This window comes from Chloroflexus sp., from assembly GCF_056331925.1.
Map to the genome: position 1 here is coordinate 30,483 of NZ_JBWGQH010000029.1, position 22,284 is coordinate 52,766.

Genomic DNA, 22,284 nt, shown 5'->3' on the forward strand with positions numbered 1-22,284 from the left:
TGTCCGTTCATATCGCTCAAGCAAACGATCTACACGTAACTCGGCAATTATTGTAGCACTTATCGTTATGTTTATCATTTGCTAAATTGTCATTAGCGCAGCCAAGCTAAGGCGGTAGTCACGACAATAATCGAGAAAAACAGCAGCGCCAATGGAAAACCGCCTAACAGAATGATGAAGCCAATGTAAGGTAATGAACCACAGGCATACGCCACACTCACAACGATCATCAACATCCGACCTCGTTTGCGTCCAGTAGCCCAATCGATCAAACGAGATAGCAGATTTCCGGTCATCGGGCCGAGCAAGAAGGCGACGATAAATCCAAAAAAGCCGGCCCAGCCGATGACCACTCCTGCGACGAGTGTGACCAACAGTGCGTAGATCAGAACGACGACCCCGGCCACCAGCAGTTGGGTCGGCCCAACCTGATAGTTCACCGGTGTCCGCTCACGGGCACACTCTGGACAGATCTGGCCAACCGGTGTGGCCCGCGCACATTCGGGGCAGATCGGACGCCCACAACTGATACAGCGCAGTCCCGTTTCACGTTGCGGATGGCGGTAACAGACGAGTGTCTCCGATGCCGGCATGACCGATGCTGCCGGTGTTTCCTCTACCGCGGCTTCTTCCCGTTCGCGTACCTGTACTCCGGTCGGCGCCAACAATTCACCCGCCGCAAGGCGTGCTTCGACTTGCTCGAGCGTTGCTCGGGCCTCACTGTTTTCGGGATCAACGGCTAAGGCACGCAGCAGATATTCTCGCTTGTCACGGTACGGGCGTAGCGCTGTTGCCATGCCGAGCAACGCATCGACACAGTGCGGATCAATTTCAAGCGCCTCGCGAAAGCGCAATCGCGCTGTTACGGTATCGCCGGCGATCAAGGCTGCTCGTCCGGCCGCTACCAATTCAGCGGCTGTGATTGTCGATTCAGTCATAGCGTCTCCGCAGTACGAAAAAATAATATGCGCCATCGGGCGGTGCCGGTGCTTCGTAGATTCGACGCAATATCGGCTCCCACAATAAGTTGGGCGTGAACGGCGGCGCCAACAACCAACGCCCGGTTAGTGCGCGGGTCAATAAACTTGGCGCACCGTAATAATGACTAATATCGAAGAGCTTGAGAGCGGCATCGCTGATGTACGGCCGACACGCCTCAACGGTAAAACCGGCTTGGGTAAACCGTGCTTCCCACTCGGCTTGGCTCAGCGTGTTGTAGTGGTACGATATCCGATTAAACCAACGTCCGTACCAACTACCGTCGAAACCAAGTCGATTGAGAAGCCATGTCCCAAAGAGGGCCTGCGGGAAGCGTTCCCCTACTACCGAGGCAATAAACGGCCCACCCGGTCGCACCACGCGCGCTATTTCACGCAGAGTTTGGTCGAGTGGTTTGACATGCTCGAGGACGCAGTTGGAGATCGCTGCGGCGAACGTGCCATCGGCAAAGGGAAGTGCCTCACCGGTTGCCACAGCGAGACCGGCATACACCCCACGGCGCGCAGCTTCGTGCGTATCATTGATGCGTGGGTCGATACCGACAATATGCTTGCCGGGAAGCGCAATCTGCACGAAAGTCCCATCGCCCGACCCGATATCAATAATTGGCTCGGGCAGATCGGGGGCTAACTCGGCAAACAACCGCGCTTCTACCGACCGAATCATCGCGCGGTGGATCGGCAACACTACCAAATGTGGTCGTAAATAGTCAGGCATACTTATCTTTCGACCTGCCCGTGGTGGGTAAAATACTCACCACAAGTGTTTTGCTACCACTATGAAATATTGTACCGCGTTCACCCTCAATCGGCGACACCGAGTGAGCGAAAGAGTTGCTCGTACATCTCTGCCGTGCGTTCAGTGCTAAACAAAGCTGCTACCGTTTCACGGGGACGTACATACTGCGACCGATGGGCAATTATGTCGAGGATCGCTTCGGCCAATGCGTTCGCATCACCGATTGGCACCACCTTCCCCATGCCGGTCATCAACGGCGGTTGACGCACACCGGGCAAATTACTGGCAACCGTCGGTGTCCCGCATAGCATTGCTTCGACTTGCACCAATCCAAACGTCTCGGTCGAATTGAGTGACGGTACCACCAGCACGTCAAGATTGGGAAAGAATGCCGCCATCTCGCGCGGATTCAGTGTACCAAGGAACGTCCAATGGTCACGAAACTGCTCAAACAGCGGGGCCAGGCGGCGTGCATAGGCCTCTTCGCCCAAAACATGCTCATGCTGCCCGGCAAAAAGTACCCGAGCCGTGGGATAGATGGCAAGGATGCGCGGTAGCGCAGCTAAGAGTACCTCGACCCCTTTTTCGGCAGCGAGACGAGCAGCCATCCCGATCACCGGTCCTTGCAAATTCCAGCGCCGTCGAAACGCTGCAATTTCATCGTCCGATACCTGCGCCACTTCGACCGGCGGTGGAATGATTGTCACCTTCCGACGCCACTGCCGGAGATAGGGTGAATGGTCGGCAAAGTCTTGCGTGTAGGCGACGATTCGGGTTGCCAATGCTGCTGCTGCCTGGTTAGCAATCGCAACAACTTGATTCGCCACCCGATTGAGCAAGCCTGGTGGAAGCTTGAGATCGCTATGGTACGTCAACACAACCGGTTGTTTGAGCACCTTGCCACGTAACGCCAACCCCGGTGCATCAAATTGTGGCAAGTGCAAGCTCATTGCGTCGTGTTCAAGCGAAAGGCGGGTCGCCAACCACCCAAACGTCGGCATAATGACCCCTTTGCTCACCCGAGCGACTACCGGCGCCCGCACGATCCGTACTCCATCAAGAAACTCGATCTTTGGCAAACTCGGATCGTACTGTGAGGTGAGTACGGTGACGGTATGCCCCCGCCGAACAAGCCCATGAGCCAGCCGTTCGACATAGATCGTTAAGCCGCTCGTATAGGGACGATAGTACGTTAAGGCACACAAAATTCGCATATATTCGCATATAGTGGATGAAACAAAGAACGAGAGGTAGTAACCTCTCGTTGACGGATACTTCTGGAGGCGACGGCGGGAATCGAACCCGCGAATGGCGGTTTTGCAGACCGCTGCATTACCACTTTGCTACGTCGCCACCGAACTTTATTGTAGCACAAACTAACCCGTGGTGCAAATCGGCATGGTACCCAGAGACATCTGTGAGGTGCGCATGGCTTAGTAGGGATTCGGTACCATATCTATAATTCCTCCAGCCAACATCGTATGATGTTTTTATCATTCCCACCCAAATACTATCATTTTATTATGTTTCTCTTCACCTGTAACGACACAACATTGCCAATACATAATGGGTGGATTGTGCAAGGAGACTGTTCTTGATTGCGATGATGAGATAACACGAACGTGCAGCATTATCATGACGACGGTGATACGCAAGCCGCAATCGCTCCCACCGTTGCACCGACCACCCGTACCAAATCAGACGGCGCGATCCCGATCATCACCCCCCGCTGCCCGGCATTGACGTAGATCTTCGGCTGCACCAGCGCCGACTCATCGAGATACGACGGCCAGCGTTTCGCGATGAGCGCTAAAGCGCCGATACCACCAACCCGTAATCCGGTCAACCGCTCAGCTTCGACATGAGGAGCCATCTCGACGCGCTTCACGCCGGCAAGTACAGCCAATCGTTTGAGATCGAGTTGGCAATGAGCCGGTACCATCGCCAACAATGGTCGATCACTCTTGGCAACCAGTGTCTTGAACACATGCGCGGCCGGCATACCAATTGCCTCGGCAACTGCCACCGCATCAGGCAGCGTTGGATCATACTCATGCACGGTGTAGGGGATCTGCTGCCGTTCAAGCACACGCATTGAGTTGAGTTTGCCGCTCATCGCAAGACCTCACTCATCGTTCCACCGACGTTGAGACTGACACCGGTGTAACCGGGATTGAGACGAAAAAGGTCGTTCCTTTGCCGGGCTGACTGGTCACAGCGATTGAACCACCAATGGCTAAACATAACCGTTGGGCAAGCGCCAGACCGATCCCAACACCATCGTATCGCGGGGTGAGCACCTCATCGAAGCGGGTAAACGGCTCGAAGAGCAGATCAAGCTGCTCGTTACTCATGCCGATACCACTGTCGCTGACCGTCAGATTCAACAGGGCCGACCCCTCGGTGCTCGACTTCAGACTAACCCGCAAGGTGATCATACCATCTTGGGTAAACTTCGTCGCATTATGCAAGAGCTGGAGTAGGATCTGACGAATTTTCGCCCGATCACCTTCAATAATTATGGAAGGATCACTATCAAGATCGATGGTTAACCGATTGTGCCGCTGCTGTACAAGTGGAAGGATAGTCTTTTCGAGTTCATCGAGCAAGAGACCGAGTGACCAATGATCGTGATACACCTCAATGTCACCCACCTCCAGCCGAGCTAACACGATCATGTTGTCGATCAATTCCAATAACTGTTTGCCCGACTCGTAGATGCGTTGTAACCAGGTAATCGTTCGGTCTGCTTGTGCTGTGCCGTTCTGTACATCTTCCAGCAGCAATTCACTGTAGCCGAGAATCGTCATCAGCGGGGAACGCAATTCATGACTAACATGAGCAAGAAACGCACTTTTCGCTTTAGCGGCAACGGCTGCTTCCTGTTGCGCGACGGCCAACTCACGTTCAAGCTCGGCCAGACGGCTCCGCATGTGCGACGATGGCGTGACCCTCGACGTAGCGACGAGCCACCCACCACCAAATGCTGCTAAGATCGCCGGCCACCACCAACCCGCCCATACAAACACGGCTATCGCCGTTCCTAGAGCCACAATGGCAAGGAACAGCAACCACCCCTGCCGCGAACTCGACAGCCTCCGCAAGCGCCAGATCAGTAGCCAGAAGCACTTCAATGGTCTCCTCGTACCGAATACGCCAAATAGCATCTAGATGTGGATACTATCTTACCGCAAATCGGTAACGAGGCGAACAAGACATTTTTAATAAACTGATATATCTAATATCTCATACGCCAAGCCAAATGTCACTCCTATTCCGACCCTACCCGATCCAAAAATTCCCGAATGACAACACTCTGGGTAGCTATATCGGTCAGAAACGCATCGTGGCCGGCATCAGTCATGATCAGGTGCGTTGTAAACGACCGCCCGGCAGCCTGTGCCGCTGCTGCCATGTGATACGTCTCGCTCGGTGGATAGAGCCAATCGCTGCTGTAGGCCAACGCCAAAAACCGTGCTCGTGTCAGATCAAACGCCGCTGTTAACGAGCCGTAGCGCGCCGCAAGATCCCAACTGTCCATAGCGCGCGTGATCGTCAAATAAGAATTGGCATCAAACCGTTCGTTGAAACGCGCCGCCTGATGCTCAAGATAGTGTTCAATCGCAAAATGTGGCCCAAGGTCAAGCGGTCCGGAATCACCGCGCCGCCCAAACCGCTGCTCCAACTTTGGCTCACAGAGATACGTAATATGACCGAGCATGCGTGCTACCGCCAAACCATCACGTGGCGGCTCACCATCGTAATAGTCGCCACCACGCCAACGCGGATCGGCCATAATTGCACGCCTGCCGATATAATTCCACGCTACCGTCTGTGGACTCGAACGTGCGCTCGTCGCCAACAAGATCGCACCACGCACACGCTGCGGATACTCGACCGCCCATGCCAATGCCTGAAATCCACCCATCGAACCACCGGCTACGGCCAACAAGGTATCAATCCCAAGGGCATCAATCAGGCGTTGTTGGGCGTGTACCATATCCTCAATGGTAATGATCGGAAACCGTGAACCGTAGGGCTTCCCATCAACTGGATGTGGACTCGATGGGCCGGTCGAACCGCGGCAGCCACCGATCACGTTCGAGCAGATCACAAAGTAGCGGTTGGTATCAAATGCGCGGCCCGGCCCGATCATTCCATCCCACCAGCCCGGTTTGCGATCAGTAGGACTATGATAACCGGCCGCGTGTGCATCACCCGACAAAGCGTGCAGAATCAGAATGGCATTCGAGCGGTCGGGCGCTAGTTCACCGTAAGTCTCGTAGGCAATCGTCAGTGGCCCCAGTGTCGCACCGCTCGTCAGGGGCAGCGGTGTCGTCCAATGCATGCGCTGGGTACGCACGAAGCCAACCCCTTCGGGGGTTGGCGCCGAAGCAATTGCTTCCATATCGATCCTCTCCCTGTCAGCAAGGAACGAGAACGAGCTGCGGCGGCAACGCCATTGTTACCACCACATCGGTCAGAAACTACGATGGTGTTCCGGCCAACGCCTGATCGAGATCGGCCAAAATATCATCTATTGTTTCAAGGCCGATAGAGAGCCGCACGTAGTCGTCGGTCACACCGGTGAGACGCTGTTCTTCAGGGGTCAACTGGCTATGCGTCGTCGTCGCCGGATGGATTGCCAAACTCTTGGCATCACCGATATTCGCCAAGTGTGAGAAGAGGCGTAACCGTTCGATAAAGATTCGTCCAGCGTTACGCCCACCCTTCAAGCCGAACCCGACGATCCCGCTCTGTCCGCGCGGCAGATACTTTTGGGCCAACGGATAACTCGGGTGGCTCGGTAAGCCGGGGTAATTGACCCATGCTACCTTCGGATGTTCGCTGAGATAGCGCGCGACGGCTAACGCATTCTTGCTGTGCCGTTCCATCCGCAACGGCAACGTCTCCAGCCCTTGCAAGAAGAGGAAACTGTTGAACGGGCTGAGGGCTGCACCAATATCACGGAGGCCTTGCACACGCGCCTTGATAATATAGGCAAGATTGCCAAAGGCCTGCGTATACACCAGGCCGTGATAGCTCGGATCGGGGTTGGTGAAATCAGGGAAACGCCCACTCGCCGCCCAATCAAACTTACCACTATCGATAATAATCCCACCGATAGCGGTGCCATGCCCCCCGATATACTTCGTCGCCGAGTGAATGACGATGTCGGCGCCGTGCTTGATCGGCTGCCACAGATACGGGGTTACCGTCGTCGCATCAACAATGACCGGCACACCCCGCTCGTGCGCAATCGCCGCAATCCGCTCGAGATCGAGCACATCCAGCCGCGGGTTACCGACCAGTTCGAGAAAGAAAGCCTTCGTTCGATCATCGATCGCCGCTGCAAACCCATCGTAATCACGGGCGTCAACAAAACGGGTCGTAATACCCAAACGCGGTAAGGTGTGACGGAAGAGATTGTAGGTACCACCGTACAAATCCGATGAGGCGACGATATTATCACCGCTACCAGCCAGATTCAAAATTGCCAGCGTCTCGGCAGCTTGCCCTGACGACAACGCCAATGCACCCACCCCACCTTCCAATGCGGCCATACGCTGCTCGAATACGTCGGTGGTCGGATTCATAATGCGGGTGTAGATATTGCCGAACTCTTGCAGGTTGAACAAGCGGGCTGCGTGGTCGGTGTCTTTGAACTGATAGGATGTTGTTGCGTAGATCGGTACTGCCCGTGATCCGGTTGTCGGATCCGGAATCTGTCCGGCGTGTAAGGCAAGCGTCTCGAAACCGGTGAAGCGTGGCGTGTCAGACATGCAATCCTCCTCAAATAGATGCCCGGTGTAATAGGCAACAAAAACGCCCTCAACTTCGATGAGGGCGTGAAATAACAAGTGCGGATAACCACGATTCCACGTCGCTCATCTTCCAGAACACTTCTGCCGGAATTAGCACCGTTCGCATGCGGCGACGCATGCGAGGGTTGCTGCGGTTTCAACGGGCCGGTCCCTCCACCGCTCTGGATGAGTGCGTGTGTGTTGTTGAGGTGCGTTTTGGTGTCGCCTTCACCAACGTGATGTCGTAAATATAAACTATACGACGTGTATTTGTCAAGTATCACTTCTCAGGCTCTGACATGCGCTGGGATCAAGGATCCTACACACCCTGCGACATCCCAGCTCGTGGTGAGACGGCAGCCCAGCGCGCAAGCTTCCACAACACGCTTACAGATGTCTCGCTGCGCTCGACATGACAGGGAGCGACGGACGGCTGGCGGCGCGCACCCTATCCAGGGCAGGCAACCCCCTCTGTCATTTCGCGCGCAGCGAGAAATCTTGGCATCCGTTGTGCGGCGCGCGCCATGAAGCAGCGATAGGGCATCGAAGCGACGTTGCAGAACCGGACGGATATGGATACCCTTGGGCATGCAGCGTACCGTATAGGTGTTGCAAACTAAGTCTATTGGTTGTAAGGTTCCTCATTTTTTACCTTGGATGTCTTAACCCACGTCCGAATCTCACTCATTTGTATTGACGCCCTCCCATGCGACTGCTACAATGTCTAGTTGTGACAAATAGTACAACATGAGAGGGTGATCGTGATCCGCTACGTGTGGCTTTGGTTCATTGGGCTGCTGATTGTATCGATGAGTATGGGGCTAACCGCGTGCTTTCCCGAGCCGCCACCGCACAACTTGCCTACCTTGCCGGTCGTGCTCGACATTACCCCTGCCCCAACCATCGACCTCGATGCAACGGCGACGGTCTATGCCAGTTTGTCGCGCCCAACCCCAACGGTTGCCGCGTTGTACGTTGTCCAGGCCGGTGATACGCTGAGTACAATTGCCGAACGCTTTGGGGTGACGGTTGATGAATTGGTGGCAGCCAACAATCTGACCGATCCCAACTTCCTCCAGCCCGGTCAGACGTTACTCATTCCATCGTTAATCGGTACGCCACAACCAATACCCACGCCGACACCGTGAGACCCTGCCCTGGTTGTGGTTGAAGATGGAGCAGGGTTAGAGTAGAATGTTTCGGACAGCGTTAGGGGTGGATGAACAACACTAACCGCCAACAATTCCGCTCGCGCAGCCGACGGTACTGCAACCGGTCAAGGATCGCTGCTGCGATTGCGAGTCCCCTTCCCCGTTCTTCCCAATCGTCAGGGAGGACGAACGTCGACTCTGGCCTTTCCCATCGGTGACCACGATCAACGAGTCGCGCCTCGATCAGGTGTGGTGTACAGCGGAGCCGCAACTGGATTGGCTCCGCTTCCGCGGCAACGGCATACTGTAAGATATTCGCAACCACTTCCGCGAGAGCGGTACTAAGCCGTATCTGCGCCTCCGGTGCTACTCCGGCTTCAGCCCAAAACGCATTCAATGCGGTGTGGAGCTGGTCGATCCCTTCTGCGAGCACTGGGCTGAGTTCGTAATGGCGTTCGATACGGTGCATACGATAGATCTGTTGTCACACAGCGTGCAACGCTTCGTCTACATTGGGGTATGGGCGCAAGACGCGATTGAGCGTTGTCAATTCTAAAATCGCCTGTGCTTGGGCGTTTAGGTTAGCTAGGCGCAGATCACCGCCGGCGAGCCGTGCTGCTTTCAGACCACCGATGAGCGCACCTAAGCCTGAACTATCCACAAAACTGACCTCCCCCATATCAACGACGATCAAGCGGAAACCTTCACGAACGATCTGGGATAAGCGCTGCTTCACTTCCGTGGCTACCAAGAGATCGAGACGGCCACGTAGTTGGACGATAACTGCACGTTCATTCATCGGGTTGACGGTAATTTCCATCAGTGCCCCTTTCATAAACTCTTCTAGCATAGCGGTTTACTGCTCCTCGGTGGGTTGGTACAAAGCAGCATCGATGACCACACTAAGCATTATCAGATCGTACACCGCCCAAAAAATATTGACAAGTACGGGAAGCCCATCATTGCGCCAGCCCAGTGTTAGTTGCAGCAATCCCACGACAATTGAGACTGCTAAGAGTATCATCATCGCTAGTTGCCAGCGCACTAAGCCAAAATATCGCCCGGTCTGTCGGGTTTTGGGAGTGACGATAAATCCTAATTTCTTGCCAAACCAGACATTGGCAGCCGCAGACACTACCGCTTTAATCCAGAGCGGGAAGAGCGCCAAACTATACTGCTGCCCGCGCCATGTTGGTCGCCCCCAACTGATCACAGCAAACAAGAGCTGGTTGATCAGTAAATATGGTACTAAGCGCCAAAAAAATTCAGCCGATAACGCATTCACCGGCAAGAGGCCAAACAACAGAAACAGTGGCGGTGATATAAGGTAGATAATCGTTGGTACGCCTGACAGATAACTCCACATTGTATCAAAATAGGCCAGACGCTGCCCCCAGCTTAACCCTGGGAGCGTCAACGGGTTTTCCCGCAGCATAACCTGTATCGTCCCCTGCGCCCAACGGAGGCGTTGTTGCAACGCACTACGCAAATCTTCAGGTGCTAATCCGTGGGCTAGAATCTCATCGTGGTACACCGAACGCCAACCACATGCGTGGAGGCGCATCGATGTTGACATATCTTCGGTCACCGAGATGGTTGAAATCGGGAGATACTCCATCGCTTCATTGACGAGCAGCGGTATCAGTTGACGCACCGTCTCAATGGCAGCCAACGGCGAGCGTTCGCGGGCTGCAAGCTCGGCCAAGATCGCTTCGTCATTCAGCGACCGCATAATCTCTGCCGCTTCAGCAGCTTGTATCTCGGCCAAATCGGCCATTATTTGCTGTAAATCCGCTGCTACTATCAAACGTGCCGCCGCTTCTGCCCGCTGCTGAAAGCGTTCGGTTACTTCTTGGAAGGTATCGCCGCGGCTAAGTTCGTGCCGGGCCTGCCGCACCGCCTGTCGCAATGCGCGCAACGCTGGTGCGATGCGATGACGGTCAGCTTTGGTCAACGTTCGTTCAGCTCGCTTGACGACAGTGTCAGCTTCACGTAAGGTACGCCGAATACGTCGCTCGACATCGCGTACAAAGAAGCGAATACCGGTCCGGGCTAGCGCCTCGCGGCGTAGTACGGCATTCGAGCCACAGAAAAATGCCGCGTTCCAGCCGTCTTTGCCTTGCTGAATCGGACCGTAAAACAGCGGTGCCTGGCTGCCGAACGGATCGCCTGGCGGTACATTGATGAAATACTGTGGTGTTTGCACCAACGCAACCAACGGATCGGTAAAATAGCCGAGGGTACAATCGAGAATGGTTGGCAGCGGTACCTGATCGGCATCGAGGATCAGAATAAAATCACCGGTCGTGTGTTCAAGGGCGTTGATGAGATTGCCGGCTTTGGCATGACGGTCAAATCCCTGCCATACCGGTGAACGGATGATGTATCCGCAACCCTCTTCGGCAGCCATTGCCCGCATCGCCGGACTATTACCATCATCAAGCAGATACGTCTGATGCGGATAGCGGATAGCAATGGCGGCTCGCACCGTCTTGCGTACTAATTCCACCGGCTCGTTGTAACAGGTAATGTAGACATCAACGCGCAATCCCGGCGGTGCTGGCGGTGGCTCGCCCCGTTCTTTGAGCCGAAACACGGTTAAGCCAAAGAGAAAACTACCGATGTAACTGTAGAGTTCGGCTCCGAACAATGCCAGGGCAAACCACCACGCATGCCAATTGAGCGATACCGTGCCTCGCCAGAGAAGATAGTAGGCGCCAAGGATGAGGTTAGTGATGACCAGAATCTTGATCAGACCGCGGCGGAATGCGGCCCATTCCGCCGGTCCCCAACCAATCCGGAGTAAGGTTGTCCGCGCGTATTGCATACCTTACCGCCACCATCGGATACGAATCACGAGGATTGCCGTAGCCAGTAGAGCAATAAACAAAATGGCACCGATCACTTGCCAGACGGGGAGTCGTTCGAGGAGCACCACCTCAATCGTTGGGGTCAAAGTCTGTGGCGGTTTAGCTAACGGCGTCGTCAACGGTACGACGGTAATGTCAAGATTACTGCTAATCTGGGCTTGTGATCCTCGTAAGACCTGTAATAAATCCCGTTCCCGTAGACTGCGTACCCCCAATTGCAGTCCTTTACCGTCAGTCGCTTCGATCCATAATATGCGTGCCTGAGCTTGCCACGGTGAGCGAACAACACTCAGTGTAGCTTGGGTACTACGCCCAGGTTGGTAGACAAAAGGTAGATTCGTAGTGGAGTTCAGAGCAGTTGCGACCGGATTGCGGTTGCGATCACCCAAGACGGCCAGCGGCCCACCGCGATCATCGCCAAGGGTGTCGGCGGTAAGTAAGATTGGTGGCGGCAGATCGGGTAAGCCTCTCCATCGCCCGATTGCGGTCCCTAATTCAAGACCGGCCTGTACCTCGCTCAGATCCGGTTGTGGCGGGAGGACCAGCCGCACCGGCCGCTCACCATCCAACATTGCCGGAAACCGACCGAGATCGTCGCTTGCCGCCGGATCGTTTGGTAAGCGCCACGCGGATGTTGGTTCGATAATCGCCCACGCTGCTGTCGTATCCACCTCTTCACAACCGATATTAGGGAGATCAAGGTAGAGCCGTACCTGTAGATCGATACGACGTAATGGAGTACCGTTCAGATCGCTGTTAAGCAGATCGGCGGGAAGCTCAAACCGGTACCGTTCTATCGCTGTAGAATTGACGCGGAGGCGTTGTGAACCGATCGTTATTCCATTGACTGTTGCCGACAGCCACGACGAGTCGGGCATTAGGCCGGCAGCCGTAACAACGTGCAGTTCTAGCGTTGCCCCCACTCGCAGATCCCAAGCAGGTGGTCGCTCGAAAGCAAAGTCGATGCGATGTTCACCGGCGCCTACCACCTGCCGTTGTTCTACCCCAAGTTGGGCAAAGCTAGCGGCTCCCTCACGCCAAGCCGCTGCAACCGTAGTTGGTGGTGGCTGGGTGACGGCTAACACAGATGCTGCCGGCAAAGCGTGGGTGAGTGCTTGCGCTGCATAGATGAGCGCGTTCGGTGTGGCGCCAGCGACCAATAAGCGCGGTGGCGTGATCGGGGCCAGTGCTAGTAACCCATGGTCAACCGGTAGAGGTTCCCCGTCAACTTCATACCTGTTTCCATTCCAACGCACCGTTCCCCAATCACCATCCGGTAATGCACCATAAGCGACAACAATGGCCGGTGTCTGCGGTGGGATCGTTTCGGCAACGTTGATCACGGAGTCTTGTCCGGCCAAGGCTGCCCACCGGCCCACAGCGAACGCCACTGTACCGGCAGCGTTCAGGGATGTCGGGTCAGTTGGTGGAGACAACACGATGGTCGGCGGTAGGCGAGTTGCCGGCGCGCTCAATGGTAAAGGTGCGAAGAGGGCAGCTACATTGGCGAGGGTCCCTGCCGTCACCGGCTGTACATCTAGGCGGAGGGTTGAATCACCGCTTACGACCACCCATAGCGCCGGATTTTGCACCTCCTCACAGGGGTCATCGGTCAATCGCATATGAAATTGCACTTGGAGAAACAAACCCGGTCCGTTAAAGCCGGCAATCGGCAAAGAGACGGTCAACTGGCCGTTTTCAGCATTGTCGGCGGTGAGACGGATACTCGCCAGCGATTGCCCATTCAACGCAACACTGAGCGTCGAACGATCAGGCTTGAGTAACGGTGAATGCGTGAAGCGCAAGGTCAACACACCGTCACTTGCCGGTTGTAAGCCAAGTGGTATCGGAAAATAGTAGTCAAGCACCGCATCAATGCCACGGGCTGTACGATCACCATAGCCGAGATCGGCAAAGCGTAATACCGTTCCTTGAGCAACAACCGGCGCCGGCAAGCAGATCGACCAAAATGCAAGAATACTTACCATCCACCAGCGCCACACGATCATACGCTATCCTCAGGTGTCAAATCTCGAACTAACACGACGACCGTCAAATCGTCGGTCAACGGACCAAGTAATGCCGGCAGCGCCAATAGGCGATCAACTATCGCCGTAGCTCGCATCCCGTCTTCAAGCAGTTCGTTGATCAGAAACGGATCTTTGGCCAATGCCGGCCACGGATCGAGCAAACCATCACTAAACAAGATGAAGGCATCACCCGGATTAAGGACTGTTTCGCCTTGCCGGTATGGTTCTTGCGAAAAGATACCGAGCGGCGCACCACGCGGTTCAAGTCGATCAAATTGTCCACCGTGTCGTCGAATGAAACCCAGCCCGTGACCGGCATCGACAAATGCCAGGGTATGTGTGTTCAGATTCAACTGCGAATGGCACAGGGTGACAAAACTACTCGTCCGGTCCAGATCGGCATAGAGGGCATTGACGGCATACCGCATATTTACTTCTGGCGATGTTTCCCGCGCCACCGAACGGATGACGGCGCGGGTTGTTGTCATTAACAGTGCCGCCGACATCCCTTTGCCCATCACATCGCCAAAGGTCAGATTAAGCAAGTGTGGAGCGGGGAAGTGCCAGTCGTAGAAATCACCACCCACATCACGAGCCGGAATGCACCGAGCGGCAATGGTGTAGCCCGGTAAGCGTGGCATTTGCTGCGGCAGCATTTCGGCTTGGATCTGGGCAGCGTGCTTGATCTCGGCTTCTAGCTCACGACGTTTCTGCTCCAACCGGCGTTGTAACGCTGCATTTTCTCGTTGGAGGCGTAGATTAGTGAGTGTCCGTTCCAAAACGACCAGTAGCTCTTGCCGGTCGATCGGTTTGCGCAGGTAATCGTCGGCGCCGTGACGGATCGCATTCACCGCGATCTGTTCCGAACCGAAGGCTGTCGTCATTATCACCGCCGGTTCTGGACCGATCCGGCGTATCTGATCGAGGACATCAATACCACTCAGTTCCGGCATCAGAATATCGATGAGGGCAACATCAATCCCACCTTGGACAATGCGCTGCAAAGCCTCGAAACCGCTCTGCGCTATCTCCACCCGGTAGCCCGCATCAACCAACCAAATTTGGAGCAAGCGACAAATGTTCGGGTCGTCGTCCACTACCAAAACGACCGGCGCCTGATAAGTTTGGCTCGGTGAGGGTGGCAGAGTACGGCGTTGCGGCACTTGCACCGAGTGCGTATCGGCAATCACAACGAGATTACGACCTTGGTTTTTAGCCTGATACAGTGCTGTATCGGCTTTTTCAAGTAACGAACCGGTGTCCATCCCCAAACTCCACTCGGCAACGCCGGCAGAGAAGGTGACACGCAACGGCTCACCTTCGCGCTGGTGCTCGATATGGGCAAATCGTTCGCGCAGGCTATCGATCACCATCGCTGCGCTCGCAGCGCGCGTGTCGGGCATAACAACCAAAAACTCTTCACCGCCGTAGCGCCCAATCACATCGGTTGTCCGTAAACGTTGACGGAGAAGGCGGGCCAGACTTTTCAGGACGCGGTCACCCACTTGGTGGCCGTGGCGATCGTTCACTTGTTTAAAATGGTCAATATCGATTAACACGACCGATAACGATTGCCCATTCCGCCGTGCACGCGCTACTTCTCGCATCAAGAGATCCTGCGACACACTGTGGTTAAACAAGCCGGTCAAGCCGTCACGTACCATCAGGCTCCGAATGGCGCGGGCACGTTGAATGCGAGAACTCACTGCTGCTACCAGGTGTTCGAGATTAATCGGTTTAGTGAGGAAGTCATCGCCGCCACGCGCCAACGCGGCCAATTGCGCCGAACGGTCAGTTTCACCCGACAAGAACACGATCGGGATACTGTGGTATTCCGGTTGTTGACGAATCACAGCGGCTAACTCTTGCCCACTACAGCCCGGCATATAGATATCGAGTAAGATCAGATCAGGTTGCTGCTCGGCCAGCAACGTCGGCGCTTCCAGTGGGTCGGTCGTTGCGATCACTTGCATACCGGCAGCCCGTAACGCTAGTGCGTATACTTCAGCCATCAGCGGCGAGTCATCGATGATCAGCACTGTGTACGGTTCGCTAATCGTGCGTTGGGTCATCTGATCGATCTGGTCGATCAATACCCCAAGATCAATAGGGCGCGTAAAATATCCGCGCCCTCCGGCACGCACGGCAGCTAGCCGCAAGGTAAAATCGGCACTGTTCGCGGTAAAGATGATCGGTATGCGATCCCCATACCGATCATGCACGACGGCGGCTGCCGCAATCCCGCTCTGCGGTCCCTCCGCTAGATGCAGATCGATAATCACTAATTGTGGTGCCTCACGCGCAATTGCCGCTAATAATTCAGCACTGCTGGTAAAGCATTCAGTCTTATAGCCGAAATAGGTAATCTGACGGGCAAGTTCGGTCGCCTCTTCGGGGTTATGACCGGCGAGATAGATTAACGTTGTGGTCGTGACCGGCTGCTCTTGAATTACCGTGGTCAGCACCGACGGCGGGTTGCGGAGTGTCTCTAGCAATTGAGCAACGAGACCGGCGATCGATGAGAAATCAGCAGGCAAGTCATCAGCACTGATCAAGGATTGCAAGGCAATATCGAGGGCGCGGGCTGTTTCGCTAACCGCCGTCAACCCAAACGTGGCACCTGAACCGGCAAGATTATGCGCTAATCGTTGCAACTCACGCAGATCGTCCCGGTCATACGTACCGGATTGCAACCGTGTCCAGATGGTCGTGATGCGGTTAGTCTTCTCTTCCAGTTGAGCAAGGTATTGCTGCTGAAGTTCGGTAAATAAGGTGTGTGCCGCGCCGGTATGTGTGTTCATAGTGATCTCACGCTCTTGCCGCCCACACCGGTTTATGTGTGTCTGCGGTATTTACCGTTATCATATCTGATCAAACGATACGTTTATTACTCCTTTCAAGGTTTTTTTCTGCTTCTATGACAGAATGATAACAACTACGTGATTATCGGCTTTGTGTTGTTGGGGAAGTGGTCACCACCAGCGCTACTCCGATCGAAGCAACAATCAACCCGCCGAGCGCACATAGTCCTAATCGTTCACCGAACAATATCCAGGCTTCAAGCGCAGTCACCGGTGGTACTAGATAAAATAAGCTGGAGACACGCGCTGCCGAACGTGCTCTGATAAGGAACATCAAGAGCAAGATTGCCCCAATCGATAACACAAGAGTGAGCCACAGCAAGGCTCCAATGAGTTCTACTCGCCACTCAATAGTGTGGGTCTCGATCAGCAACGCCAGTGGCCCGGTAACAGCCAACGCACCCACATACTGTGCCCACGTTCCACTCAGCAATGGTAAACCGGTGCCAAATCGTTTTTGATACAACGTACCGGTAGTAGTTGCCAATAGGGCGATGATGGCTGATCCAAGCGTTACCGGCGTAATGATCGGTGGCCCGGCAACCATAATTTTATCACCGATTACGGCCGCTACACCAACTAAACCTAACCCCAACCCTAACCATTGCCGCCAAGCGATATGCTCACCGAGCATCCACTGGCTAACCAGCGCCGTGAGGATTGGCTGTAAACTCACGATTAGCGCCGTTAAACCGGCCGGCATCCCGCTATCGATGGCAAAAAAGACCCCACCGAGGTAGCCGCTGTGTAGCAGGATACCGACCACCGCACTGTGTCCGTAAGCACTTGGTTGGCTCAGCCACGGCTGACGAAGGATGATGGTTAACATCCCCAGGAGGAGTAGGACTAATCCAAAGCGGATGCTCAGAAACGTGAACGGCTCGATGTACGGTAGCCCGAACCGTGCGCCGATGAAGCCAGTACTCCACAATAGGACAAACAGCAGCGGAGCACTCGTGGTGAGATGGACGGTAGGAGTCGTTTGATTTTTCATGCAACCTTCTTATCTAAAATTACAAAACCTTTACCTATCAAGTTCTCATTTTATGCTAAACTAGAGTATGTGCTTAATCTCACGATTTGAAACAGGAGGTTCCCGATGAGCTGGCGAGGTTCTGGCAGCAGTTTTCGCCCGCGAAGTAGTGGTGGCAGCCGCAGTAGTGGTAACGGCGGTTCGACCTTTTCCGGCGGTAGCGCCGGTGGGCCGCCCCTGATTGTAATGATGGGCTTAGCGTTTGGGGTCGGTTTCATCATGCTTCTCGTCATGATCGTATCCAACGTGGGTCAAGGTGGTGCAATTGCTTCGGCGCCACGGCCAACGGCGACTCCACGGCCAACGGCGACCCCTCGTCCCACCAGTGCTCCGGCTGCGACGCAACCGACGACGGCCCCGGCTGCGCAGGCGACAAATGCGCCCGGCGGTACGAATGTCGTAAATGAGACACCGGCCCAAACTGTTGAGATACGACCTGATCCAAATGCTCTTGCGTTCGCTCAGACATCACTGTCGCTACCGGCTAACACGGTTGTGAAGCTTGACTTTATCAACCAAAACAACCTTGGTGTCCAACACAACTGGGTGCTGGTCAATGGTGGGGATGATGTGGCTGCTGCTGTTAACAACGCTGCGCAAAATAACGCTGACGCGCTGTTTGTCCCACCACCTGATACACCAAATGCTCTAGCCTGGACGGCAATGCTTAACGCCGGTCAGACCGGCAGCGTTACCTTCCGCACACCGCCGCCCGGTACCTATCTCTACATCTGCACCTTCCCCGGTCACTATCTTGCCGGGATGAAGGGTACTTTGACGGTGACGCAGTAGGGTATGTTGGGGAAGATTAGGTAGTGACGAGGGCGGGCAGCCATAATGGCTGCCCTTGCTGTTAGCGCGGCTTCGCTAAGAGCTTCGTCTCGTCGGGTCGGCCATCGGCTTCTTTTTGTTACCCGCTTCGTTCCAAGACAGCAATCGTTTCAATGTGCGGTGTATGTGGAAACATATCGTAGCCACGTACATCGGTGATCCGATATGCTGCTTGCAGAATATGAAGATCGTTGACCTGGGTTAATGGATTACACGAGACATACACGATCCGCTGTGGGCCAATCCTTAGTAATTCCTTACACACCTGAGGTCCTAGTCCAGTCCGTGGCGGATCGGCCACGATTACTGGCAAGCTACCGCTCGGTTGTGCGTGTAGGTAGTCAAAGGTATCGGCGCAAATCGGGTTGAAGTTGGTGATCCCATTGACCACCGCATTGTGCCGAGCTAAGGTTACACTCTCCGCTACCGCCTCCACGCAATCAACGACGGCTGCCCGTCGGGCCAAGTGTAGCCCAATCGCACCGACCCCACCGTAAAGATCGGCGACGCGCATTGTCGGGTTAGGGTTAGCAGCAGCTACAGCATCACCGATCAGCCGGTCAGCTAAATAGACGTTGTTCTGAAAGAACGTATTGGGACCGATAAAACACGTCATTTCCCCGATCCGCATCGCCAACGTTGCGGACCCCCAGTGTTGTCGCGGTTCGCCAAATGAAACGTCGGTGAGCGTGTTATTAATGAGCCAGTGAAAGCCAACCACACCCGCTTGAGCTAATGCTGTCATTGCTAATTGGGTCATAGTCTCTTCATCGCCACCGGCTGCGGTAACCGCCGCCAACAGCAGTTCATCCATGGCGTTACGCCGGACAACGATGTAGCGCAGAAAACCGGTATGCATACGGATGTCATAATCGGCGATCCCCAGCTCGCCGGCCCGTTGCCAAACAGCCCGCGCTGCCGCGAAAGCCGTTGGTGGAATCAGGTGGCACGTGGTTAGCTCGATAATATAGTTAAACTTACCCCGCGCGCGCAGCCCAAAGCGGCCCTTCGTAGCGACGTAATCCATTCGCGTGCGGTATGCAAACGGATTTGGTGATGGTATCACGATAAACTCGTCAACCGTAATCCCCCCGGTTGCGTACAGTTCACGTAACACGTCTGTCTTGGCGATGACCTGATCGGCATACGACCGGTCTTGAAATGCGCAACCACCACACTCCAGCGCATGCGGACAGCGCGGCGCAACCATCTGACCGGTGAGCGTGCGTGCCATCACCGCTTTGCGTAGGGTTTTGGCCGTAAATGTCGTCACCACAGCCACAACCTCAGTTCAAATCACTTCGCTGCTTCCGTACAACTTTTACCTGCTCATCCATCCAGCGTTGCAACGCTTCTTGGGGCGATGCAGCTACATCGAGTTCACTCAGTTCAATACCAATGTGCGTCAGTGTTAACGCGACCTGTGCCGAAACTCCAGTCAAGATGACTCGACATCCGAGTAGTCGCAATGCACGCACGGTTTGGGTCAATGCATTTGCTACCGCTGTATCGATCACCGGCACGCCGGCGACATCGAGAATAACGAGATTGACACGCCGCTCATGCACAAGTTCGAGTAAGCGGCTGGTGATCTTACCGGCCCGACGGCTATCGATGCCACCGACTAATGGTGCAAGCAGCACTCCTTCGGCAATGCGCACTGCCGGTGTCTCCAATTGACTAACCAACTCGAGCAGCTCTTGCTGGCGCTGATTCTGCTCGACTAATTCCTTACGTTGTTGCTCAATCGCCGCTGCCCGCTCGGCAATTTCGGCGCGCGCTGCTTGAGCATTTGCCGCATTTTGTTCAGCTTCGATCCGGGCCATGTCGAGCGCATAGCGGGCAGTAGCAAGAACGATGACTTGCACAACATAACTGACCAGTGTACCTAGATCAGCCAAAAACCCGTTGATGGTGCTGTCAGTCGCAATGTCACGACCGAGCAGTACGAGAAGGATGGTAAAGCCTACCCCAGCTACCCATCGGGTATTGGTGATTGCTACGGCAAACGCCAGCGGCGTAGAGATCAAAATCAGTTGTTTATCAACCGGTATGGTGGTAGCTATTATCAGCGTAATACCACCAGTAGCCAAAAACCGGGCACCTTCCCACCCTCGCCAATACAGCCACGTTGCCACACCAAAAATAGCTGAAATGAGGAGCGTTAGAATGATTGTAAGTGGTGATTCACCCACGAGTAAATTCGATAATCCACGTATTAACGCATAGACGGCCATGCCACCCATCAGGGCGAAGGCCAACTGTCGCTGACCGATTTTCACACAACCTCCTCATCGGTTGCTACAACATACTTATCCAAACCGGCGGTCGATTTCACGGCGTACTGCATCGATATCTGGTGGTAGTTCGATTGGGGGGTTACGATACTGACCGATGACGTCGCGTAATGTACCTTCATGATACTCGACCTTGAAACGGCTAAACTTAAGCCCATGCGCTGTCGAAATGACGACGACTCGATCACTGCGCTTGATCTCACCCCGTTGCACCAATTTGATCAGCGCGGCCAAAGCTACACCGGTATGGGGGCAGGCATATGCACCGGTGCGGTCGGCACGAGCGGCGGCATCGGCGAGTTCCTGCTCGGTTGCCTGTTCGACGATGCCGTTGAAGCGACGCAGGATGCTGATCGCCCGATTAATGCTAACCGGATCGCCGATCTGAATCGCACTCGCCGCTGTCGGTTGGGCTTTGATCGGCTGATATTCGCGAAAGTCGGTCAGGTACGAGCGATAGAGTGGGTTGGCGTTAGCAGCTTGTGCGGTCACAATCCGTGGCAAGCGGTCGATCAACCCTAACTCGTACATCATGAGCAAGCCCTTGCCGAGGGCAAAGGTATTGCCGAGATTGCCACCGGGAATGATGATCCAGTCCGGCACTTCCCAATCGAATTGCTGCACGATCTCGATCCCAACCGTCTTTTGCCCCTCGATCCTCAGCGAGTTGAGCGAATTAGCTAAATAGATGCCGTTGTCGGGATTAGCCGTGATTTCGCGGACAATCCGCATGCAGCCATCGAAATCGGTATCGAGGGCCAGCACAAGCGCACCGTGGGCGACCGGCTGTACCAATTGGGCAATGCTCACCTTACCTTTGGGTAGAAAGACAATGGTGGGAATACCGGCAGCCGCACCGTATGCAGCCAACGCTGCCGATGTATCACCGGTTGAGGCACAGGCAATCGCACGGATCGGTTTACCCTCACTGATCATCTGCTTGACAACGCTGACCAGCACCGTCATTCCGAGATCTTTGAACGAGCCGGTGTGCGAATTACCACACATCTTGATCCACAAATCTTCTAGCCCGATCTCACGCCCAAACCGTTCGGCCCAGAAGAGGTTGGTCCCGCCTTCAAACATACTGACGACATTTTCGTTATCGACAATTGGGCAGACCCACTCTTTCTTGCCCCATACGCCACTGCCATACGGCCATGTAGTGCGCATCCAGCGCTCATCGAATAGTCGTTTCCACTCTTCAGGGCTGCGTTGAGCTAGTGCCGCCATGTCATGCTGCACTTCCAATAACCCGCCTGATCGACTGTAGTACACTACTTCTGTGAGCGGATAACGCTCGTTGGGGTCATCTTGAGCGGCAAACCAAGCGTGATACATTGTTTCTCGCTCCTGTTGCAGAAATATGGAAGCGGCAGGGGCATGTTTAGGTTGCTCCCTTATCCTTAATCTGTGCCGGTACAAACGTCATGCCTGTTTGATAGTCAATCCCGCTCGTCGCCGAGGCGCTGATTCGCCGTTATCATACCATTGAACGCACGGTTCGTACATCCGCAGTATGGCAACCGTATCACAATGAAAGCGTCTGTTATAATACCTCTGGTACAGAACAACGGTACAGTCTGCCCTGATCGGTATCTAACAGCAACATCACCTAGACCTTTGTTGATGAATGTACGGTGCCGTTCTCAGCACAAGGGAGGTTATCA

Annotated in this window: 18 protein-coding genes, 1 tRNA gene and 1 riboswitch; of the genes, 2 read left to right on the plus strand and 17 right to left on the minus strand. The window is 54.7% G+C overall.

Annotated features, from left to right (window positions below):
- Positions 1-92: 92 nt before the first annotated feature.
- The 8 genes from AC01ZF_RS14430 to AC01ZF_RS14465 form a co-directional block, all read right to left on the minus strand.
- Positions 93-938 carry a hypothetical protein gene (locus AC01ZF_RS14430; RefSeq protein ID WP_424677258.1) on the minus strand — a complete coding sequence of 282 codons (846 nt, stop codon included), beginning with the start codon at positions 936-938 and terminating at the stop codon, positions 93-95.
- Positions 931-1,716 carry a class I SAM-dependent methyltransferase gene (locus tag AC01ZF_RS14435; protein ID WP_476575453.1) on the minus strand — a complete coding sequence of 262 codons (786 nt, stop codon included), beginning with the start codon at positions 1,714-1,716 and terminating at the stop codon, positions 931-933. The genes AC01ZF_RS14430 and AC01ZF_RS14435 overlap by 8 nt, the downstream gene beginning before the upstream one ends.
- Before the next feature lie 86 nt (positions 1,717-1,802).
- Positions 1,803-2,951, minus strand: a complete 1,149-nt coding sequence (locus tag AC01ZF_RS14440; protein ID WP_424677260.1) for a glycosyltransferase family 4 protein — start codon at positions 2,949-2,951, stop codon at positions 1,803-1,805.
- A 64-nt stretch (positions 2,952-3,015) separates the two neighbouring features.
- Positions 3,016-3,090, minus strand: a tRNA-Cys gene (locus AC01ZF_RS14445).
- Positions 3,091-3,370: 280 nt separating this feature from the next.
- Positions 3,371-3,853 carry an aminoacyl-tRNA deacylase gene (locus AC01ZF_RS14450; RefSeq protein ID WP_424677543.1) on the minus strand — a complete coding sequence of 161 codons (483 nt, stop codon included), beginning with the start codon at positions 3,851-3,853 and terminating at the stop codon, positions 3,371-3,373.
- A gap of 13 nt (positions 3,854-3,866) precedes the next feature.
- Positions 3,867-4,871 carry a sensor histidine kinase gene (locus AC01ZF_RS14455; RefSeq protein WP_424677542.1) on the minus strand — a complete coding sequence of 335 codons (1,005 nt, stop codon included), beginning with the start codon at positions 4,869-4,871 and terminating at the stop codon, positions 3,867-3,869.
- A gap of 137 nt (positions 4,872-5,008) precedes the next feature.
- Positions 5,009-6,145 (minus strand): homoserine O-acetyltransferase MetX, encoded by a 1,137-nt coding sequence (gene metX / locus AC01ZF_RS14460; RefSeq protein WP_424677541.1) that lies wholly within the window; start codon positions 6,143-6,145, stop codon positions 5,009-5,011.
- 79 nt (positions 6,146-6,224) lie between these two features.
- Entirely contained in the window at positions 6,225-7,520 is a 1,296-nt protein-coding gene (locus AC01ZF_RS14465) for a homocysteine synthase (protein ID WP_424677540.1), read from the minus strand.
- A gap of 102 nt (positions 7,521-7,622) precedes the next feature.
- A riboswitch (SAM riboswitch) is annotated at positions 7,623-7,734 on the minus strand.
- Between the two features lie 568 nt (positions 7,735-8,302).
- Here AC01ZF_RS14465 and AC01ZF_RS14470 point away from each other — a divergent pair.
- The gene (locus tag AC01ZF_RS14470) at positions 8,303-8,689 is read left to right on the plus strand and encodes a LysM peptidoglycan-binding domain-containing protein (RefSeq protein ID WP_424676934.1); all 387 of its coding nucleotides are present in this window, start codon (positions 8,303-8,305) and stop codon (positions 8,687-8,689) included.
- Between the two features lie 61 nt (positions 8,690-8,750).
- Here AC01ZF_RS14470 and AC01ZF_RS14475 read toward each other — a convergent pair whose 3' ends face one another.
- From AC01ZF_RS14475 to AC01ZF_RS14500, 6 genes are all read right to left on the minus strand, one after another.
- Positions 8,751-9,161, minus strand: a complete 411-nt coding sequence (locus AC01ZF_RS14475; RefSeq protein ID WP_424676933.1) for an ATP-binding protein — start codon at positions 9,159-9,161, stop codon at positions 8,751-8,753.
- A 15-nt stretch (positions 9,162-9,176) separates the two neighbouring features.
- The gene (locus AC01ZF_RS14480; protein ID WP_424676932.1) at positions 9,177-9,542 is read right to left on the minus strand and encodes an STAS domain-containing protein; all 366 of its coding nucleotides are present in this window, start codon (positions 9,540-9,542) and stop codon (positions 9,177-9,179) included.
- A gap of 6 nt (positions 9,543-9,548) precedes the next feature.
- Positions 9,549-11,519: a glycosyltransferase gene (locus AC01ZF_RS14485; protein WP_424676931.1), complete on the minus strand. Its 1,971-nt coding sequence runs from the start codon at positions 11,517-11,519 to the stop codon at positions 9,549-9,551.
- A 3-nt stretch (positions 11,520-11,522) separates the two neighbouring features.
- Complete coding sequence (locus tag AC01ZF_RS14490; protein WP_428113480.1) at positions 11,523-13,571, minus strand: cellulose biosynthesis cyclic di-GMP-binding regulatory protein BcsB; 2,049 nt, start codon at positions 13,569-13,571, stop codon at positions 11,523-11,525.
- Positions 13,568-16,393 carry a response regulator gene (locus tag AC01ZF_RS14495; RefSeq protein WP_428113478.1) on the minus strand — a complete coding sequence of 942 codons (2,826 nt, stop codon included), beginning with the start codon at positions 16,391-16,393 and terminating at the stop codon, positions 13,568-13,570. Before AC01ZF_RS14495 ends, AC01ZF_RS14490 begins: the two co-directional genes overlap by 4 nt.
- Before the next feature lie 142 nt (positions 16,394-16,535).
- Entirely contained in the window at positions 16,536-17,447 is a 912-nt protein-coding gene (locus tag AC01ZF_RS14500; protein ID WP_424676928.1) for a DMT family transporter, read from the minus strand.
- A gap of 105 nt (positions 17,448-17,552) precedes the next feature.
- Here AC01ZF_RS14500 and AC01ZF_RS14505 point away from each other — a divergent pair, with 105 nt between their 5' ends.
- Complete coding sequence (locus AC01ZF_RS14505; protein ID WP_476575454.1) at positions 17,553-18,278, plus strand: plastocyanin/azurin family copper-binding protein; 726 nt, start codon at positions 17,553-17,555, stop codon at positions 18,276-18,278.
- Positions 18,279-18,396: 118 nt separating this feature from the next.
- Here AC01ZF_RS14505 and rlmD read toward each other — a convergent pair whose 3' ends face one another.
- From rlmD to thrC, 3 genes are read right to left on the minus strand one after another with little or no spacing between them, the layout of a single operon-like run.
- Positions 18,397-19,593 carry a 23S rRNA (uracil(1939)-C(5))-methyltransferase RlmD gene (gene rlmD, locus AC01ZF_RS14510; protein ID WP_428113475.1) on the minus strand — a complete coding sequence of 399 codons (1,197 nt, stop codon included), beginning with the start codon at positions 19,591-19,593 and terminating at the stop codon, positions 18,397-18,399.
- 10 nt (positions 19,594-19,603) lie between these two features.
- Positions 19,604-20,599, minus strand: coding sequence for an STAS domain-containing protein (locus AC01ZF_RS14515; protein WP_424676925.1), 996 nt, complete (start codon positions 20,597-20,599; stop codon positions 19,604-19,606).
- Positions 20,600-20,629: 30 nt separating this feature from the next.
- On the minus strand, positions 20,630-21,955 hold the full coding sequence (thrC, locus tag AC01ZF_RS14520; RefSeq protein ID WP_424676924.1) for a threonine synthase: 1,326 nt from the start codon (positions 21,953-21,955) through the stop codon (positions 20,630-20,632).
- Positions 21,956-22,284: the final 329 nt, after the last annotated feature.

Bases quoted from the DNA above. Each gene is read 5' to 3' on its own strand.
- AC01ZF_RS14465 (WP_424677540.1), bottom strand. From the start codon at position 7,520: ATGTCTGACACGCCACGCTTCACCGGTTTCGAGACGCTTGCCTTACAC.
- AC01ZF_RS14435 (WP_476575453.1), bottom strand. From the start codon at position 1,716: ATGCCTGACTATTTACGACCACATTTGGTAGTGTTGCCGATCCACCGC.
- AC01ZF_RS14475 (WP_424676933.1), bottom strand. From the start codon at position 9,161: ATGCACCGTATCGAACGCCATTACGAACTCAGCCCAGTGCTCGCAGAA.
- AC01ZF_RS14495 (WP_428113478.1), bottom strand. From the start codon at position 16,393: ATGAACACACATACCGGCGCGGCACACACCTTATTTACCGAACTTCAG.
- thrC (WP_424676924.1), bottom strand. From the start codon at position 21,955: ATGTATCACGCTTGGTTTGCCGCTCAAGATGACCCCAACGAGCGTTAT.
- metX (WP_424677541.1), bottom strand. From the start codon at position 6,145: ATGGAAGCAATTGCTTCGGCGCCAACCCCCGAAGGGGTTGGCTTCGTG.
- AC01ZF_RS14490 (WP_428113480.1), bottom strand. From the start codon at position 13,571: ATGATCGTGTGGCGCTGGTGGATGGTAAGTATTCTTGCATTTTGGTCG.
- AC01ZF_RS14480 (WP_424676932.1), bottom strand. From the start codon at position 9,542: ATGCTAGAAGAGTTTATGAAAGGGGCACTGATGGAAATTACCGTCAAC.
- AC01ZF_RS14500 (WP_424676928.1), bottom strand. From the start codon at position 17,447: ATGAAAAATCAAACGACTCCTACCGTCCATCTCACCACGAGTGCTCCG.
- AC01ZF_RS14485 (WP_424676931.1), bottom strand. From the start codon at position 11,519: ATGCAATACGCGCGGACAACCTTACTCCGGATTGGTTGGGGACCGGCG.
- AC01ZF_RS14505 (WP_476575454.1), top strand. From the start codon at position 17,553: ATGAGCTGGCGAGGTTCTGGCAGCAGTTTTCGCCCGCGAAGTAGTGGT.
- AC01ZF_RS14440 (WP_424677260.1), bottom strand. From the start codon at position 2,951: ATGCGAATTTTGTGTGCCTTAACGTACTATCGTCCCTATACGAGCGGC.
- AC01ZF_RS14430 (WP_424677258.1), bottom strand. From the start codon at position 938: ATGACTGAATCGACAATCACAGCCGCTGAATTGGTAGCGGCCGGACGA.
- AC01ZF_RS14450 (WP_424677543.1), bottom strand. From the start codon at position 3,853: ATGAGCGGCAAACTCAACTCAATGCGTGTGCTTGAACGGCAGCAGATC.